Source organism: Allobosea sp. NPDC055332 (assembly GCF_053645455.1).
Window position 1 is genome coordinate 244,399 of the sequence record NZ_JBSHMO010000001.1, and the last position, 16,361, is coordinate 260,759.

11 protein-coding genes are annotated in these 16,361 nt (G+C 67.1%); 7 read left to right on the forward strand and 4 right to left on the reverse strand.

What is annotated here, in order from left to right; genetic code table 11:
- The first annotated feature begins 113 nt into the window (after positions 1 to 113).
- The gene (locus tag ACWIGM_RS01315; protein WP_454024121.1) at positions 114 to 2,294 is read left to right on the forward strand and encodes a methyl-accepting chemotaxis protein; all 2,181 of its coding nucleotides are present in this window, start codon (positions 114 to 116) and stop codon (positions 2,292 to 2,294) included.
- A gap of 77 nt (positions 2,295 to 2,371) precedes the next feature.
- Positions 2,372 to 3,172 carry an RNA methyltransferase gene (locus ACWIGM_RS01320; RefSeq protein WP_454024122.1) on the forward strand — a complete coding sequence of 267 codons (801 nt, stop codon included), beginning with the start codon at positions 2,372 to 2,374 and terminating at the stop codon, positions 3,170 to 3,172.
- Between the two features lie 67 nt (positions 3,173 to 3,239).
- Here ACWIGM_RS01320 and ACWIGM_RS01325 read toward each other — a convergent pair whose 3' ends face one another.
- The 3 genes from ACWIGM_RS01325 to ACWIGM_RS01335 are packed head-to-tail and all read right to left on the reverse strand — an operon-like array spanning position 3,240 to position 5,969.
- Positions 3,240 to 4,256 carry an ABC transporter substrate-binding protein gene (locus ACWIGM_RS01325; protein ID WP_454024123.1) on the reverse strand — a complete coding sequence of 339 codons (1,017 nt, stop codon included), beginning with the start codon at positions 4,254 to 4,256 and terminating at the stop codon, positions 3,240 to 3,242.
- Between the two features lie 50 nt (positions 4,257 to 4,306).
- Positions 4,307 to 5,173, reverse strand: a complete 867-nt coding sequence (locus tag ACWIGM_RS01330) for an ABC transporter permease (RefSeq protein WP_454024124.1) — start codon at positions 5,171 to 5,173, stop codon at positions 4,307 to 4,309.
- A 16-nt stretch (positions 5,174 to 5,189) separates the two neighbouring features.
- Positions 5,190 to 5,969, reverse strand: a complete 780-nt coding sequence (locus ACWIGM_RS01335) for an ABC transporter ATP-binding protein (protein WP_454024125.1) — start codon at positions 5,967 to 5,969, stop codon at positions 5,190 to 5,192.
- Positions 5,970 to 6,075: 106 nt separating this feature from the next.
- On the opposite strand from ACWIGM_RS01335, the gene ACWIGM_RS01340 reads away from it, so the two are divergent.
- From ACWIGM_RS01340 to ACWIGM_RS01350, 3 genes are all read left to right on the forward strand, one after another.
- Entirely contained in the window at positions 6,076 to 6,741 is a 666-nt protein-coding gene (locus tag ACWIGM_RS01340; RefSeq protein WP_454024126.1) for a response regulator transcription factor, read from the forward strand.
- Positions 6,728 to 8,089 (forward strand): sensor histidine kinase, encoded by a 1,362-nt coding sequence (locus tag ACWIGM_RS01345; RefSeq protein ID WP_454024127.1) that lies wholly within the window; start codon positions 6,728 to 6,730, stop codon positions 8,087 to 8,089. Before ACWIGM_RS01340 ends, ACWIGM_RS01345 begins: the two co-directional genes overlap by 14 nt.
- 230 nt (positions 8,090 to 8,319) lie before the next feature.
- On the forward strand, positions 8,320 to 11,382 hold the full coding sequence (locus tag ACWIGM_RS01350) for an autotransporter outer membrane beta-barrel domain-containing protein (RefSeq protein ID WP_454024128.1): 3,063 nt from the start codon (positions 8,320 to 8,322) through the stop codon (positions 11,380 to 11,382).
- A 113-nt stretch (positions 11,383 to 11,495) separates the two neighbouring features.
- Here the strand turns inward: ACWIGM_RS01350 and ACWIGM_RS01355 are convergent, their stop codons facing one another.
- Positions 11,496 to 13,760 (reverse strand): TonB-dependent hemoglobin/transferrin/lactoferrin family receptor, encoded by a 2,265-nt coding sequence (locus tag ACWIGM_RS01355; RefSeq protein ID WP_454024129.1) that lies wholly within the window; start codon positions 13,758 to 13,760, stop codon positions 11,496 to 11,498.
- Positions 13,761 to 14,138: 378 nt separating this feature from the next.
- On the opposite strand from ACWIGM_RS01355, the gene ACWIGM_RS01360 reads away from it, so the two are divergent.
- Both ACWIGM_RS01360 and ACWIGM_RS01365 read left to right on the forward strand, forming a co-directional pair.
- A complete protein-coding gene (locus ACWIGM_RS01360) occupies positions 14,139 to 15,431 on the forward strand; it encodes a flavin monoamine oxidase family protein (protein ID WP_454024130.1) in 1,293 nt (430 codons plus the stop codon).
- A gap of 172 nt (positions 15,432 to 15,603) precedes the next feature.
- The gene (locus ACWIGM_RS01365) at positions 15,604 to 16,275 is read left to right on the forward strand and encodes a helix-turn-helix domain-containing protein (RefSeq protein WP_454024131.1); all 672 of its coding nucleotides are present in this window, start codon (positions 15,604 to 15,606) and stop codon (positions 16,273 to 16,275) included.
- The last annotated feature ends 86 nt before the right edge of the window (positions 16,276 to 16,361 follow it).

The following is a 16,361-nucleotide window of genomic DNA, read 5'->3' on the forward strand; positions in this document are numbered from 1 at the left end:
CCCAGCGTCGCAGAAAAGCGGGCGCGGCCTCAGGGCTGCGCCCGCTCTGCGTTTAGCGGAACATTAAGCATGACTTGCCATGCTTTCGCCCGATCTCGACAGGTGTGAGGGTCATGGCGTTGTCTACCGCAGGTTCACGCTCGGCCGCATCGCGCCTGACGATCCAGCTCCGGATCGCGCTGGTCAGCGTCGTCTTCATCCTCGGCCTCGTGCTGATTGGCTTGGCGTCGTGGACCGGCAGCGGCCGGCTCACCGCCGCCTTCGAGGACCACAAGGCCTATTCCGCCCTCGCCGCCCGCTCGCGCGAGGTGCGCGCCGCCAGCTACGCGCTGAAGGCGCAGAGCCGCGATGTCCGCTTCCGCCAGGAAGCCACGGATATCAACGACTTCAAGACTGGTCTTGAATCACTGAAGCAAGCGGTCGCCCGCCTCGGCGGCTCGCCAGGCGCCGAGCGCCTGCGTGACGGCATCGCCGCGGTCGAGGCGCCGCTGAAGGCGATCGAGGCCGATTTCACCGCCATCGCCAAAATGCAGCTCGCCTTGCGCTCCGCAGCGCCGGAAGGCCTTGCCGCCCAGGTGGAAGAAGCCGCTGACGCACTAGGGACCAAGGTCCGCTCCAACAGCATGGGCTCGGATTCGGCTGACCTCGCCCGCCTGCCCGGCATCCTCGCGGCCTTGCGCCGGATCGATGCCGCCTATCGCCTTTCCCTCGACGAGAGCCTGCTCGGCCAGTGGGAAGTCGAACAGGGCCGCTTCGAGCGCGCGCTTGGCCGCCCGGGCGTCCCGGCCGAGGCAAAGGCCGAGATCGAGCCGGCCTTCAAGGCCTATGCCGAAATCGTCCCGGCCTGGAGCAAGGCCGAGAAGGACTTCATGCTTGCCGGCGAGAAGCTCTCCGGAGAGTTCGACCTGATCGCCCCGCCGTTGCAGGAGCTCGAAACCCGTCTCTCGACCGAGGAAGCCCAGGCCGGCGCCCGCCTCGCCGAGGCGCAGAGCTGGACCCAGACGATCATCTTGGGGACGATCGCCGCCGCAATGGTGCTCGGCCTGATCGCCGCCTTCATCGTCGGCCGCACTACCGCCCTGCCCTTGCGCCGCCTGCGCGACGCCATGCTGAAGCTCGCCGCCGGCGACTACGAGGTCGCCATCGCCGGTCTCTCGCGCCGCGACGAGATCGGCCAGATGGCGCAGGCCGTGCAGGTGTTCAAGGAGAATGGGCTCGCGGTGCAGCGGCTCGAGGCCGAGACCAGCGAGGGCCGTGCCGCAGCAGAGCGCCAGAACCTAGCCAGCGCCCGCCAGCGCGAGGAGGCTGCCGCCGCGCAGGGCTCCCTGCTCGCCGAGCAGCGCGAGGTCGTCGCTCTCCTGGCCGATGCGCTCGCCCGCCTCTCGCAGGGCGACCTCACCGTCCGGATCGAGGATGCGGTCGCGCTCGACTACGAGACGCTGAAGCAGGATTTCAACAGTGCGATCGAGCGCCTCGCCGCCACCGTCGACGCGATCAAGGCGACCTCGGTCGAGGTCGCGACCGCCGGCCGTGAGATCACCAGCGGCGCCGACGATCTCTCCAAACGCACCGAGGAGCAGGCCTCCTCGCTGGAGGAGAGCGCCGCGACGACCGAGGAGCTCGCCGCCTCGGTCAAGGCCGCGGCCGACGCCTCGCGCCAGGCCGCCAGGCTCTCACATGAAGCGAGCGGCATCGCCCGCAAGGGTGGCGCCATCGTCGACGACGCCGTGCAGGCAATGACCAGGATCGAAAAGGCGTCACACCAGATCTCGGACATCACCTCGGTGATCGACGAGATCGCCTTCCAGACCAACCTGCTCGCCCTCAACGCGGCGGTGGAAGCAGCCCGGGCCGGCGATGCCGGCAAGGGCTTCGCCGTAGTCGCCAGCGAGGTGCGCACCCTCGCCCAGCGTTCGGCGGAGGCCGCCAAGAGCATCTCGGCGCTGATCAAGGCCTCGAACACGCAGATCGGCGATGGCGTCGAGCTGGTGCGCTCGGCCGGCGCGGTGCTCGGCCAGATCGTCGAGGCCTCGCAGCGCGTCGCGACGACGGTCACCGAGGTCTCCTCGGCCTCGTCCGAGCAGGCCAGCGGCATCGACGAGATGAGCCAAACCATCGCCCATATGGACGAGATGACTCAACAGAACGCGGCTCTGGCCGAGCAGAGCGCTGCGTCTGCGACGGCGCTGGCGCAGCAGATCGAGCGGTTGAACGGGCTGGTCGCGGCCTTCCGGACGCATGATGGCGGCCAGAGCGGTCAAGTTGATCTCTCCCGCCAGCGCCGCCGCGCCTGAGCCCTGCGAGGCGGTTGACGGGAGCGGCTGAGCCGGCGCATGGCTGCGCCCTCTTTCAGGACGCAAGCCTTCATCACATGACCGGTTCCGGCACCGACCGCACCCGCCCGTCCATCGCAGGACAGGCCCCCATCGTCATCCTGGTCGAGCCGCAGCTCGCCGAGAATATCGGTATGTGCGCCCGCGCCATGGCGAATTTCGGCCTGACGGAACTGCGGCTGGTGGCGCCGCGCGATGGCTGGCCGAGCGGCGGCGGGCTCAAGAAGGGCGCGACCGCGGCCGCCTCCGGCGCCACCCATATCCTCGATAATGCCCGGCTCTTCCCCGATGCCGCTGCGGCGATCGCCGACCTCAACCATGTTCTGGCGACGACGGCGCGCGAGCGCGGCCAGATGAAGCGCGTCTTCACCCCGGCCGAAGCGATGCCGAATCTCTCGGAGCGCATCGCCTCGGATGAGCGTGTCGGTATCCTGTTCGGACGCGAGCGCATCGGCCTGACCAATGAGGAGATCAGCTTCGCCGACGCGATCCTGACCTTCCCGGTCAACCCTGCCTTCGCCTCGCTCAACCTGGCACAGGCGGTGCTGCTCTGCAGCTATGAATGGCTGAAGGCCAGCGGCGGCGAGCCGCCCTTCCGCGAGAACAACCCCTCCCCGCCGGCAAGCCGGGCCACCGTGCTTTCGATGTTCGACTATCTCGAAGGCGAGCTCGATCGCTGCGGCTTCTTTCCACCCGGCAAGAAGCCGGTCATGACCGCCAATCTGCGTGACATCCTGCACCGGCTGGACATGACCGAGCAGGAGGCGCGTACCCTGCGCGGCGTCTTCAAGTCGCTGGCCGAGGGACCGAGGGTCGGCCGAGGGGAGCCGAAGGCCTGACGATCTCCCAATCAAAACGCCGCCGCAGAACCTGCGGCGGCGCTTTGCAATTGTCAGCTCGCGAAGTTCAGCTTCCCGAGCGCCCGGCGAGCTGCGGCACGAACATGTCGCTCCACTTGGTCGGCTTGACCTTGATCGAGCCGGCCTTGTGCATGAACTCGGTGAACTTCATCACGCCTTCGGGCGTCGCGGTGAAGCGCGCATCCTTGTCCTCGATCATCTCCTGGACTTCGGCCGCATCGACCTTGACCTTCGAGCTCTTGGCGAAGATCTCGGCCGCCAGCTTCTTGTCCTTGGCGATCAGAGCATTGGCGTCGTCCATCGCGTCGATGAAGGCCTGCGTCATCTTCGGATTGGCGTCGACAAACTTCTTCGGCGCGAAGGTGACGTCGAGCGTCAGGTTGCCGAGATAGTCGACCGAGTTGAGCACGCGGTGGATGCCGGGGCTCTTCGCCTCGATGTACTGGAAGGGCGGCGAGGTGAAATGCGCCTTGATCTCGGTCTTGCCGCCGATCAGCGCCGCCAGCGCTTCCGGATGCGGCAGGCTCACCGTCATCGGGTCCATCTTGGCATAAGCGGCATCGCCGAACTCCTTGGCCGCGATCATCTGCAGCACCACCGCGGCAAGCGAGGTCTTGATCCCCGGCAGGGCGATCTTGTCAGCCGTGGTGAAGTCCTTCAGCGCCTTCAGCTCGGGCTTGTTCGACATCAGCCAGAGCGAGGTCGAGCTCATGCCGGAGACGCCGACGACCTCGACGCCCGGAATGCCCTTGGCCTTGGCCCAAAGCGTGATGAAGCCGGGAGCACCGGTGCCGGCGAAATCGAGCGTGCCGGCCATCATCGCATCGTTGATGACGTTGCCGCCATCGAGCATCAGCCAACTGACCTTGATGTCGCCGAGCCCGGCCGCCTTGGCCCGCTTCTCCAGGAACTGCTGATCCTGCATCACGATCAACGGCAGATAGAGGATGCCGAAGCCCTTGGAGACGCGGACCTCGCTGACCTCGGCCCGGGCGGGGGCGATGAAGGCGGCGCCGAGCGCGAGAGCTGCGATCGCGGCGCGAAGACAGGTTTTGAGTTTCATTGGGTTTTCTCCCTCTGAGTGACAGCCATTCGGCCTTGTGAGTACGGGTGTCAGTGCTGCATGCCCCAGCGGCGGATGGTCTTGCGCTCGATGGTGGCGAAGATGATGTTCTCGACGAACAGGCCGATCAGGATCACCGTGAACAGGCCGGCGAAGACGTTGGCCGTCTCCAGCTGGTTGCGGTTCTCGAAGATGAACCAGCCGAGGCCGCCCGATCCCGAAGACACGCCGAAGACGAGCTCGGCCGCGATCAGCGTGCGCCAGGCGAAGGCCCAGCCGACCTTGAGACCGGTCAGGATCGCCGGGAACGCCGCCGGGATCAGGATGAGGCGCACCAGCTTCAGCCCACGCAGGCCATAGTTCTGGCCGACCATGCGCAGCGTGTTCGAGACCGAGCGGAAGCCGGCATGGGTGTTGAGCGCGATTGCCCACAGCACCGAATGCACCAGCACGAAGATGATGCTGCCGGTGCCCAGCCCGAACCAGATCAGCGCCAGCGGCAGCAAGGCGATCGCCGGCAGCGGGTTGAACATCGAGGTCAACGTCTCCAAGAGGTCGGCGCCGATGCGCGAGCCGATCGCCAGCGTGGTCAATAGCGCCGCAAGGCCGATGCCGATGCCGTAGCCGATGACGAGTGTCTGCAGCGAGACCAGCATGCGCTGCGGGATGACGCCGTTGACGATGTTGCCGACGAAGGCCTCGACCGTCTGGCCGAAAGTCGGGAACAACAGTGGATTGCCGAGCCAGCGGCCATAGAGCTCCCAGGCCAGAGCGAGGACGGCGAGGATGAAGGCCTTGCGGACGAAGCCGAGGCGATAGATCCGCTCGGCGAGGCCGATCGATTTGGCCACCACGGGCGCGTCGCTCGAATGGACCTCGCGGATGATTTCGGGGCGGAAGCTGACGAGATCGGTCATGTCGGTCACCTCCGGCTCAATGATGAGCGAACAGCATGTCGTTGATGCGGGTTTCGAGCGCCGACTGCTTGCCGGTGCCCATCTCCTCGGGCGGCACGCTGTTGAGCTCGGCCTTGACCTCGCCGGGGTGCGGCGAGAGCAGCAGGATGCGGGTGCCGATGCGGATCGCCTCCTCGATCGAATGGGTGACGAAGAGCACGGTGAACCGCGTGTCGTCCCAGAGCCGCAGCAATTCGTCCTGCATCTTGCGGCGCGTCAGCGCGTCGAGCGCGGCGAAGGGCTCGTCCATCAGCAGCACGTCGGGCTCCATCGCCATACCGCGGGCGATGGCGACGCGCTGCTTCATGCCGCCCGACAGCATATGCGGATAACTGTCGATGAACTTGGCGAGGCCGACCTTCTCGATATAGGAGCGCGCCCGCTCCTCGGCCTCGGCCTGTGTCGCCCGGCCCGAGGCCGTCAGCGCGAAGACGACGTTCTCGCGCACCGTCTTCCACGGCAGCAGCTGGTCGAATTCCTGGAATACCATCATCCGGTCCGGGCCGGGGCCGGTGACCGCGCGCCCTTTCAGGGAAATCTCTCCTTCGACCGGTGTCAGATAGCCGCCGATCGCCTTGAGCAGGGTCGACTTGCCGCAGCCGGAGGGGCCGAGCAGGACGAAGCGGTCGGACGGGTACACGTCGAACGAGACTTGCCGCGTCGCGGTGACCACGACGTCGGGCGTCTTGTATTGCAGCGTCACGCCCTCGACGGAGAGGAGCGGCGCCGCGGATGCGGCATCGAACGGGGCTAGCATGAACCCTCCCTTGCTTCGTTTCCCAGCGCACTTATGGGCGCTTGCGGGATGAGATAGCCTGCTCCGCTGACACCAACCTGACTCAGGCGAACGGAGAACTCAGGGCTTGCGCATCCTCGTCGTCGAAGACACCGCCGACATTGCCGAAGCCGTCGTGATGCGGCTCGAGAAGATCGGCCACGCCGTCGACTGGGAGCAGGACGGCCAGACCGCAGCCGAGTTGATCGAGGTGCAGCCTTACGACCTCGTGATCCTCGACCTGACGCTGCCCGGCCAGGATGGGCTCGCGATCCTCAAGGGCATGCGGGCGCGTAAGCTGAAAACGCCGGTGCTGGTGCTGACCGCCCGCTCGCATGTCGACGAGCGCATCGGCGCGCTCGACCTCGGCGCCGACGACTACCTGATCAAGCCCTTCGACTATGGCGAGCTCGAAGCACGCGCACGGGCGCTGCTGCGACGCAGCGCGGGCCAGAGCGACAACCTTCTGCGCGTCGGCCCCCTCGTGATCGACCGGGCCGGGCGCATCGCGACGGTCGGCGAGCGCCCGCTCAACCTGACGCGGCGCGAACTCACCGTGCTGGAGATCCTCGCCGCCCGGCCGGAGCGCATCGTGCCGAAGGAGGAGCTGGTCGAGCAGCTCTTCAATTTCGAGCAGGAGGCGAGTCCAAACGCCGTCGAGCAGTTCGTGGCACGGCTGCGGCGCAAGCTCGCCGATGCACCGATCGAGATCCGCACCTTGCGCGGCCTGGGCTACCAACTTGCCGCTCTCTGACCTGCGCCTTTCGCTGCGGGCCCGCATCATAGCCGTGCTCTCGGCGGTGCTGGCGAGCGGGGCCGTGGCGCTCGGCCTGATCGCCTGGCATTCGGCCGGGCTCGCGGCGCAGCAGGCCTATGACCGGCTGCTCTCCGGCGGCGCCGTCCAGATCGCCGAGAACATCTATCTCCAGGGCGGCGTGCTGACGCTCGAGCCGCCGGCCTCGGCGATCGCGACGCTCTCCGACTACGACCTCGTCTTCTACAAGGTCGTCGATCCGCGCGGCGTCGTCGTTGCCGGCTATGAGGACCTGCAATCGCAGGCGACATGGGAGGCGACGCGCAGCGGCGTCGTGCTCGAGGACGGCACCTATCAGGGTCACCCGGTCAGGATCGCAACGCTGTCGCGCCGCTTCGACGACCCGCTCGCCGGCGGCTGGGCCACCATCGTGATCGCCCAGACCACGCAGGCGCGACTGGCGCTGGCGCGCGACCTGACGCTGAAGGCGCTCGGCGTCATCGCGATCATGAGCGCGCTCGCGCTGATCGCCACGGGCTTCGCCGTCCGGCTCGCGCTGAAGCCGCTCGCCCGCATCGAGCAGGAGATCGCAGGGCGCACCCCCGACGATCTCAGCCCGATCAAGGCGGAGCCGCCGGTCGAGGTCCGCAACCTTGTCGAGGCGATCGACGGCTTCATGCGCCGCCTCTCCGACCGCGTCGCCCTGATGCAGCGCTTCATCGCCGACGCCGCCCACCAGATCCGCACCCCGCTGGCGGCGCTCGATGCGCAGGTCGAGATCCTCTCGGCGACAGCGCCGTCGCGGCGCAAGGCCGAGACGATCACACGCGTCCGCGAGCGCACCACCGAGCTCGGCCGATTGACCGGCCAGCTCCTCGACCATGCCATGGTGATCCATAGGGCCGATGCGGCCGCGCTCGCCCCGGTCGACCTCAACGCGCTGGCCAAGACCGTACTCAGCACCGCGGTGCCGTTGTCGCTGCCACGCGAGGTCGACATCAGCTTCGAACCGGCGGTACCGGCGCCGATCATCCCCGGCGACGCCGTCAGCCTGCGCGAGGCGCTCGGCAACCTGATCGACAACGCCCTCGCCCATGGCGCCCATAGCCGCCTCCTCGTCAAGGTCGGCGCCGACGAGACACATGTCTGGATCGAGGTCGCGGACGATGGCGACGGCTTCAGCGGCTCGCTGGCGGAGCTGGCCCAGCCCTTCGCCAAGGGCGCAGCGTCACATGGCTCAGGCCTCGGCCTCGCCATCGCAGCCGAGGTGGCACGGGCGCACAAGGGCGAGCTCACCTTGGCGCGCGAGGATGGGATGACCCGGGTCCGGCTCGTTTTGGCTGGCTGAGCGCCCTGGCGCATCTTCGCCTGGATGGCAGGAGAAGGCCGGGTCAGGCTTTCCCGACCACGTCGCCTTCGGCAACTGGCGTCATTCGCCTTTGCCCGCCGGCTCTGCCGTGCAATCCGCAGCAAATCTGCCACAGAGCTGCAATTTGGCGGGATGTGAACCGCCGTTCATTGCCTCGCCGGCCGGCATTGCCGGAAGCTGCAGCGCCTGGGAGCGTGCATGTGTCGTCGATGAAATCTCGGAACGCCGGTCCGGCGGCGCTGCGCCCTGTCTTGCTGGCTGGAACGGCGCTCGGCCTTTGCCTTGCCGTGCCGGCGCGCGCGCAGGATGCCACCTGGCTGGCGAACCCGGCCACCAACAACATGTTCACCGGCTCGAACTGGAGCAGCGGGACGCGGCCGAGCGGGACTGCGACGCTTGGCGCCACCAACGTCGCCACCACGAGCTTCAGCAGCAACTGGATCCTCGACAAGATCGTCTTCGACACGACTGCATCGGCCTATACGATCAGTGTCGAGGGCTTCGGGAGCGGCTTCTGGCGCGTCTATCAGGGTTTTCAGAACAGTTCGGCGCATACCCAGAATATCATCATCAATGGCACGATATTCATCCATAACGGCGGAATGTCCGGCCCGTTCCACATCACCAACAATGGCTACCTTGAATTTGCCGGAAACTCGACGACCACTGAAACGACCATCATAAATAACTCGCGCCTATTTTACAGTGGCAATTCAACCGCGGCTGGTGCGACTATTATCAACGACGGCGATCTTTCATTCCGCAGCACCAACGGCCCGAACGGCGACAAGAAATACAGCATCGGGGCACTTTCCGGCTCGGGCACCCTGACCATGGGGTTTGGCGCGGAGATGACGGTTGGCGCCAACAATACGTCGACAACCTATAGCGGCGTCATCATTGATGAATTCACGATGTTCGGCGAGGCGAGTGCGCTGGTCAAGGTCGGGGCCGGCACGCTGACCCTGTCGGGGATCAACGACTATTCCGGTGGCACGACGATCGCGGGCGGCGCGATCAGCATCGCCAAGGAGAGCAATCTCGGCAACATCTCGGGGGCGCTGACCCTCGACGGCGGCGTGCTGCAGGTGACCGGGACAGCGCTGACCGAGCTGATCCGCAATATCGTCTTCGGCGCCAAGGGCGGTGGCTTCGATATTGCGGACGCTGGCAACAGCTTCACTGTGAACCAGTCCTTTTCGGGCACCGGTTCATTCTCGAAGGCTGGTGCCGGCACGCTGCTGCTCAACGGCGCCAGCAGCTATTCCGGCGCGACGACGGTGTCCGGCGGCACCTTGCGGGCGGGGCAAGCCGGCTCATTCTCGTCGAGCTCCGCCTTCACCGTGGCGAGCGGTGCGACGCTGGACTTCGCCAGCTTCGACCAGAGCCTCGCCTCGCTGTCGGGCGCCGGCACGGTCACGCTCGGCTCGGGCACGCTGACGGCAGGCGCAAACAACAGCTCGACCAGCTTCTCGGGATCGATCACCGGCACGGGCGGTGTGACCAAGACCGGGACTGGAACGCTGACGCTGACGGGGGCGAACACCTATACCGGCGGTACGAAGGTCTCGGGCGGCAAGCTCGTCGTGAACGGCTCGATCACCGGCGCGGTGACGCTGAGTGGCGGCACGCTCGGCGGCTCCGGCACGATCGGTTCGGTGAGCGTCGCCAGTGGCGCGACGGTCGCGCCGGGCAACTCGATCGGCACGCTGAATGTTTCCGGCAATGTCGCCTTCGCCTCGGGCTCGACCTATCAGGTCGAGGTCAACGCCGCCGGGCAGAGCGACAGGATCGCAGCATCGGGCAAGGCGACCATCACCGGCGGTACGGTGCAGGTCCTGGCGGAGAACGGCAACTACGCGGCGGCGACGAGCTACACCATCCTGACCGCCTCGGGCGGGGTCACCGGCACCTTCACCAGCGTCAGCTCGAACCTCGCCTTCCTGACGCCGTCGCTGGGCTATGGCGGCACCAGCGTCACGCTGACCATGACGCGCAACGACACCGGCTTCGGCCCGGGTGGCGGCGGTGGCACGACACCGGGCGGCGGCGGAACCTCGGATGGTGCCACGTCTGGCGGCTCCGGCGGCGGCACGACCCCGGGTGGCAGCACCTCCGGCAATTACATCGCCCAGACCCGCAACCAGGGCTTCATCGCCAATGCGGCCGAGGCGCTCGGCGTCGGCAACCCGGTCTATGACGCGCTGATCTCGGCGACGGCGGCCGAGGCCCGCGCCGGCTTCGACCTGCTCTCCGGTGAGGCGCATGCCCAGGCGGTCTCGGTGATGATCGACGAGAGCCGGCTGGTGCGCGAGAGCATCCTCAACCGCCTGCGCGGGCCGCTGCTCACCCAGCCTGGCCAGCAGGTCGCGGCCGCGTTCAGCGCCGACCTGCCGGGCAGGAAGGGCGCGGTCACGATGGCCGCTCCGCTGCCGCAGCCGCGCTACACGCTCTGGGGCGAGGCCTTTGGCAGCGCCGGCAATACCGATGCCGATGGCAACGCTGCGAGCCTGAGCCGCCGCAGCGGCGGCGCCCTGCTCGGGGCGGACGTCATGCTCTATGACGCGCCCGGCTCGTCGCTGAAGGTCGGCGTCGCCGGCGGCTACAGCCAGTCGCGCTTCGATCTCGATGCGCGCCTCTCCTCCGGCAAGCTCGAAAGCGGCCATGCCGCGCTCTATGCCGGCGCCCGCTTCGGCAGCCTGCGCTTCGATGCCGGCGCCGCCTATAGCTGGTCGGAGAGCGACATCCGCCGCCAGGTCGCGATCCGCGGCTTCGGCGACCTCTTGCGCCTGCAGCGTCCAGGTTCGGTCCTGCAGGGCTTTGCCGAGCTCGGCTATGGCTTTGCCTTCAGCGGCTTCGCGCTCGAGCCCTTCGCCCAGCTGGCGCTGCTCCGGGTCTCGACCGATGCCGGTACCGAGCAGGGCGGGGCTGCGGCCTTGCGGGTGCTCTCCAGCGACCAGACGCTCGGCTTCACCACGCTCGGCCTGCGCGCCGAGGCGCAGCTCGGGACGATGCCGCTGTTCGCCCGCGCCATGCTCGGCTGGCGCCACGGCTTTGGCGAGCTCACCCCGCAGGCCCGCACCGCCTTCGCGCTGGGCACCAACCCGGCCGTGGTCTTCGCCGCCCCGATCGACCGCAACGCCCTCACCGCCGAGGCCGGGCTCGACTGGCGCATCTCGCAGGCCACCGCGCTGGGCCTGACCTACTCCGCCGCCATCGGCGAACGCTCCCGCGACCACGCCCTCAAGGGCAGGATCGACATGCGGTTCTGAAGGCGGAGCAGGCCAACGTCGGCAAGCGACCCGAGACGCCCGGCACCTGCCACGCAACAAAAAAAGGCCGGCTCCGAAGAGCCGGCCGAAGTCAGGTCTCGAAACTTCGACGCTCAGAACTGGTATTTGAGCGTCGCCTTCACGGTGCGGCCGGGCTCGCTGTAGTAGTCGCGCGGCTGCGGGCGCGCGAGCGGCACGTTCGCCGCATCCCAGTACTTGCGGTCGAAGATGTTGTAGACGCCGACCTGCAGCTCGACGTCGGCGATCTCCGGGGCCGGGCGCCACCAGGCAGAAGCGTTGAAGATCGCATAGCCCGGCGCCTTGAAGCCGGTGCCCGCCTGGACAGTCGAGACGTCGTCGCGCTTGCCAGCCATCTTGGCCGAGACCTCAGCGCCCCAGCGATCCGTGCCATAGGCGACGGCGACGATGCCCTGCACCGGCGGGATCGAGTTCAGGAAGGTATCGTCGGTCTTGTTGCGACCGCGGGTATAGGCGAACGAGCCGCGCACCAGCCAGTTCGGCGCGAAGGCGTATTGCCCGTTGAGCTCGACGCCCTGGATCTCGGCGCGCGGGATGTTGCGGAAGCTGACGATGCCGCCCTGCGGGTAGAGGCCGCCTACGCCCGGGGCCTGCAGCTGGATCTGCTCGATATAGTTGCGATAGGCGGTGTAGAAATAGGTGACCGAGCCGCCGAGCTGCTTGTCGCCGAAGCGGACGCCGACATCGACGCCGTTGCCCTCTTCCGGCCGCAGCAGCGGGTTGCCGGCGCGCAGATAGGTGCTGGGCCCGCCGAAGCGACCATAGAGCTCGTCCGCCGTCGGCGCCCGGAAGCTCTTGGCCCATTGCGCGAAGACGGTGACGTCCTTCACGAAAGGCGCATTCTTCAGCAGATCGTATTCGAGCCGAATGCGCGGCGACCAGCCGGAGTCGCTCGAGGACGGCGGCAGGCCGACCGGATTCGAGCCGCCGAGCGAATAGGCTGGCGTCGCCTGCGGCTTCTCCTCGTACCAGTCGAAGCGCACGCCCGGCGTGACGCGCAGGCGGTTGTCGAGCAGGCCGATCTCGTCCTGCACGTAGAGGCCGACGAGCCGCCCGTCGACATCCGGCTGGTCGGCCTGGTTGGTGAACAGGTTGTTGCAGGTCGTGAACGCACCCGTATACGAACCGCTCGCCGGCCGCGGCGGGCAATTGTCGACGCCGGACGAATACTGCTTCAGCGACGACATGCGCAGCTCGGTGCCGAACGTCACCCGATGCGAGGCCGGCCCGGTCTGGAAGGTCTTCACGCCATAGGCATTGAAGCCATAGGCGTTCTCCTCGCTCTCATTGTCGCGCGCATAAGGCCCGATGATGCTGGTGTAGCGCCAGGCGGTGACGAGATCGTTCCGCTTCAGCTTCTGCCAGTAGAGATTGGCGTGAGCCTCGTCGAGGAAGCCGCCCGGCTGCTTGTAGTCATAGGTCAGCGAGACGCGGTTACGCTCGATATCCTCGCCCGTCTGGTAGGAGCCGGGGCGGAAATTGCCGGTCAGCGAAACCGTGCTGGTGCGGGTCTGGACGCGGTCGGCGCGCTTGAAGAACTCGCCGGTGATGCCGAAGCGGTGGGCTTCGCCGACCTGCTGATAGACCTTGCCGAGGAAGCTGTACTGGTTGAAATCGGCCGGGTTCGGCGCCGTGCGGGTCGCACCGATCGACTTGTCGTTACCTTTGCTGTCGATTTCGTGGCCGTTGCGGAAGCCGCCCTGCAGCAGCACCGAGGTGTTGCCCATCCGGGCCGCTGCCGCCGCGCTGCCGAACCAGGCCCGGTCGGTGCTGTCATAGCCGGTCTTGGCGAGCGCGCCATAGGAGCGGCCATTGCGGATCAGGTCCTCCGGATCGAGGGTGCGGACCGCCAGGGCGCCGCCGAGCGCACCGTTGCCGAGCGTGGCGCCGCCGCTGCCGCCGCGCAGCAGGTCGAGCGAGGACAGCGAATCAAAGTCGAAGGCCGTGGTGCCGGCGCGGCCGATGCGGGTGTCGACGATGAAGGGCTGGCGGATTCCGTCGATCGTCGTCAGCACCCGCGCGCCGTCGAGACCACGGATGTTGAGCGAGCCGTTCTGGCGGTTGAAGGTGATGCCGGCCTCGACCCGGTTGGACAGGTCGGTCAGGCTCTGGACCTGCTGCCGGTCGAGTTCCGCCCGGGTCGTCGTCGTGGTCGTCGGCCCTTGCAGGAGCGGCGCCGCCTCGCGCTCGCCCTGGACGTTGATCTGGTCGAGCTGCACCTGATCGGTGGCCGTCGGCGGAGCGGGATTGCGTTGCTGCTGGGCGAAGGCTGGCGTCATGGCCAGCATCAAGGCTCCAAGCGCCACGCCGTGGCGCAGCCCGCTGCAATTCGTCCCCATCGCCCGTATCCTGTCGGTGAGAAGCAATTCGCCTTGCAAAGTGGCTTGCCAAGTCGAATTGCTTTTTATAATGCCTGAAAACTAGGCCCCGCGCCTTACTTTCACCATCAGCGGTTATTAAAGCGCAGTTTAACTGTCAATAGACTCTCCGTTACGTGATACATTACTTATTTATAGCAATTTTAAGCTGAGATTGTCATTCGTCTAAACTGAAAGACGACCCATCGGCGAAGCCGCCACGCGAGCCGCCTCGCAAAGCTGTGATGGCCCTGCTCCCGCCGCACTCGTGGTCGTGTATTGCGGTGCGAAAAGCGGCTGGCATCATCGCTTCGTCACAGACACGGACCACTTTGCATGCTCGACCGCCGGAGATGGCTGATGGGTTCAGGCGCGCTGGCAGCAGGCCTCGCCGGCGAATTCGCCCCTGCCCGCGCCGCCGAGCCTGACGTGATCGTGATCGGCGCCGGCGCTGCCGGCATCGCCGCGGCGAAGCAGCTTCAGGCTGCCGGCCGCCCGGCCATCGTCCTGGAGGCGCGCGATCGCCTCGGCGGACGCACCTTCACCGATTCCTCGCTCGGCCCGTCCTATGACGCCGGCGCGATGTTCATCCACTGGGCCGAACGCAATCCCTGGACCGAGATCGCCCGCGAACTCGGTGTGCAGACCCCGAACGAGAGCTGGGGCGGCGGCTTCCAGCTCTTCCAGAACGGCAGCCCGATGCCGGCCGGCGACCGCGCCCGCCGCCGCGGCGCCTTCGGCGAGATCGACCGGCGGCTGGAGACGGCGGACCTGCATGAGCGCGACCTTTCGGTCGCCCAGTTGCTCAGCGATCTCGGGCCGGACCTCGCGCCCGTCGCCTCCTCCGGCCTGCTGCTCTCGATCGGCGAGGAATCGGCGCGCATCTCAGCGCGCGACTATCAGCGGCTCTGGTCGGGCGAGGACTACGTCGTACCAAGCGGCTACGGCAATCTCGTCGCCCGCTACGGCGCCGGCCTCGACATCCGCCTGAACCAGCAGGTCACCGCGATCGACTGGAGCGGCTCGCGCATCGCGGTCACAACCGCCTCGGGAACGCTCAGGGCCCGCGCCTGCATCGTCACCGTGCCGGTCGGCGTGCTGAAGGCCGGCTCGATCCGCTTCACGCCGGAGCTTCCCGCCCGCACCCGCGACGCGCTCGCCGGCATCGGCATGGGCGCGCTCACCAAGATCGCACTCAAGGTCGAGGGCGACCGCTTCGGCGTCGCCCCGGGCACGACCTATTTCGAGGCCGGTGCAGCTGGCCGGCTGATCAGCTTCGAGCTATTCCCCGACGATCGCGACCTCGTCATCGGCTATTGCGGCGGCGATTTCGCCCGCGACCTCTCGACCGCCGGCCCGGCCGCGGCTCGCGAGCAGATCGTCGACCTTCTCGCCGCAATGATCGGCGGTGGCTTCCGCAAGGCTGCCGGCCCGGTTTCCTTCCCCGCCTGGTGGACGGACCCGTTCTCGCACGGCTCCTATTCGGTATGCATGCCGGGCCATGCCGGCGCGCGCGACATCCTGGCCGAGCCGGTCGGCGGCAAGCTCTGGTTCGCCGGCGAGGCGACCGCCGGCGGCGGCGCGATGACGGCGGGAGGCGCGACGCTCGCCGGCCGGACTGCAGCCGCGGCCATAGCGCGCCTCAAGGCGTAGCTCATCGATCCGGTCGGATCAGCCGGGCATTTCGCGGATCGTCATCCTTCGTGGAACATGCGAAGCCTTAGCCGCTCCACGGCAGCTTCAGAGTGCAGCGGGCCGGGGGACGCCGCCCGATCGCGGCAAGGAGCGGGTCACGACCAGGCCTTGCGCGCGGAGGCACGGAGCCATGCAGAAATATGTGCCCAAGCGGATCCGCCGCTCGACGCTGACCGCGATGACGCCACGGCAAAGGACCGCCAACGCCTCGCCGGCGCAAGGCGGCACGGGCAGCGCCGAGCTGGCGGGATCGATCGGCCGGGAGGTCCGCCATCTGCGCCGCGCGCTCGACCTGACCGCGACGCAGCTGGCCTCGATCTCGGGCATCTCGAACGGCATGATCTCCAAGATCGAGTCCGGGACCGCATCGGCCTCGCTCGAAACCCTGGCCGCCATCGCCCGGGCACTCAAGGTGCCGGTCGCCCGACTGTTCTCCGGACATGGTCAGCGCAGCGATCTCTCGATCGTCTATGCCGGCCGCGGCGTGATGGTCCAGCGCCAGGGCCGCAGGAGAGGACACAGCTACGAACTGCTGGGGCACCTGCTCTCGGGCGAAACCTTCGTCGAGCCTTATCTGGTGACCATCGATCAGGATGCAGAGCTCGATGCCTCATTCCAGCACACCGGAACGGAGTTCCTGCATGTCCTGAATGGAAAGATGGAGTATCGCTACGGAACCAAGCACATCATTCTCGCTCCGGGCGACTCGATAATGTTTGAAGGAACAACTATCCACGGGCCGATAAGGGTAGTTGAATCGCCGATCAAGTTTATCATTGTTATAGTAAATCTAAGATTATAATAGCATTTTTGAACAGCAGGAAAATATGAATTGTTGCAATTGATTTGCTCTCTCGACAGGCGAACGATGCACCCCGCGTTTCACGC

Bases quoted from the DNA above. Each gene is read 5' to 3' on its own strand.
- ACWIGM_RS01320 (WP_454024122.1), top strand. From the start codon at position 2,372: ATGACCGGTTCCGGCACCGACCGCACCCGCCCGTCCATCGCAGGACAG.
- ACWIGM_RS01335 (WP_454024125.1), bottom strand. From the start codon at position 5,969: ATGCTAGCCCCGTTCGATGCCGCATCCGCGGCGCCGCTCCTCTCCGTC.
- ACWIGM_RS01330 (WP_454024124.1), bottom strand. From the start codon at position 5,173: ATGACCGATCTCGTCAGCTTCCGCCCCGAAATCATCCGCGAGGTCCAT.
- ACWIGM_RS01350 (WP_454024128.1), top strand. From the start codon at position 8,320: ATGAAATCTCGGAACGCCGGTCCGGCGGCGCTGCGCCCTGTCTTGCTG.
- ACWIGM_RS01325 (WP_454024123.1), bottom strand. From the start codon at position 4,256: ATGAAACTCAAAACCTGTCTTCGCGCCGCGATCGCAGCTCTCGCGCTC.
- ACWIGM_RS01355 (WP_454024129.1), bottom strand. From the start codon at position 13,760: ATGGGGACGAATTGCAGCGGGCTGCGCCACGGCGTGGCGCTTGGAGCC.
- ACWIGM_RS01365 (WP_454024131.1), top strand. From the start codon at position 15,604: ATGCAGAAATATGTGCCCAAGCGGATCCGCCGCTCGACGCTGACCGCG.
- ACWIGM_RS01315 (WP_454024121.1), top strand. From the start codon at position 114: ATGGCGTTGTCTACCGCAGGTTCACGCTCGGCCGCATCGCGCCTGACG.
- ACWIGM_RS01360 (WP_454024130.1), top strand. From the start codon at position 14,139: ATGGGTTCAGGCGCGCTGGCAGCAGGCCTCGCCGGCGAATTCGCCCCT.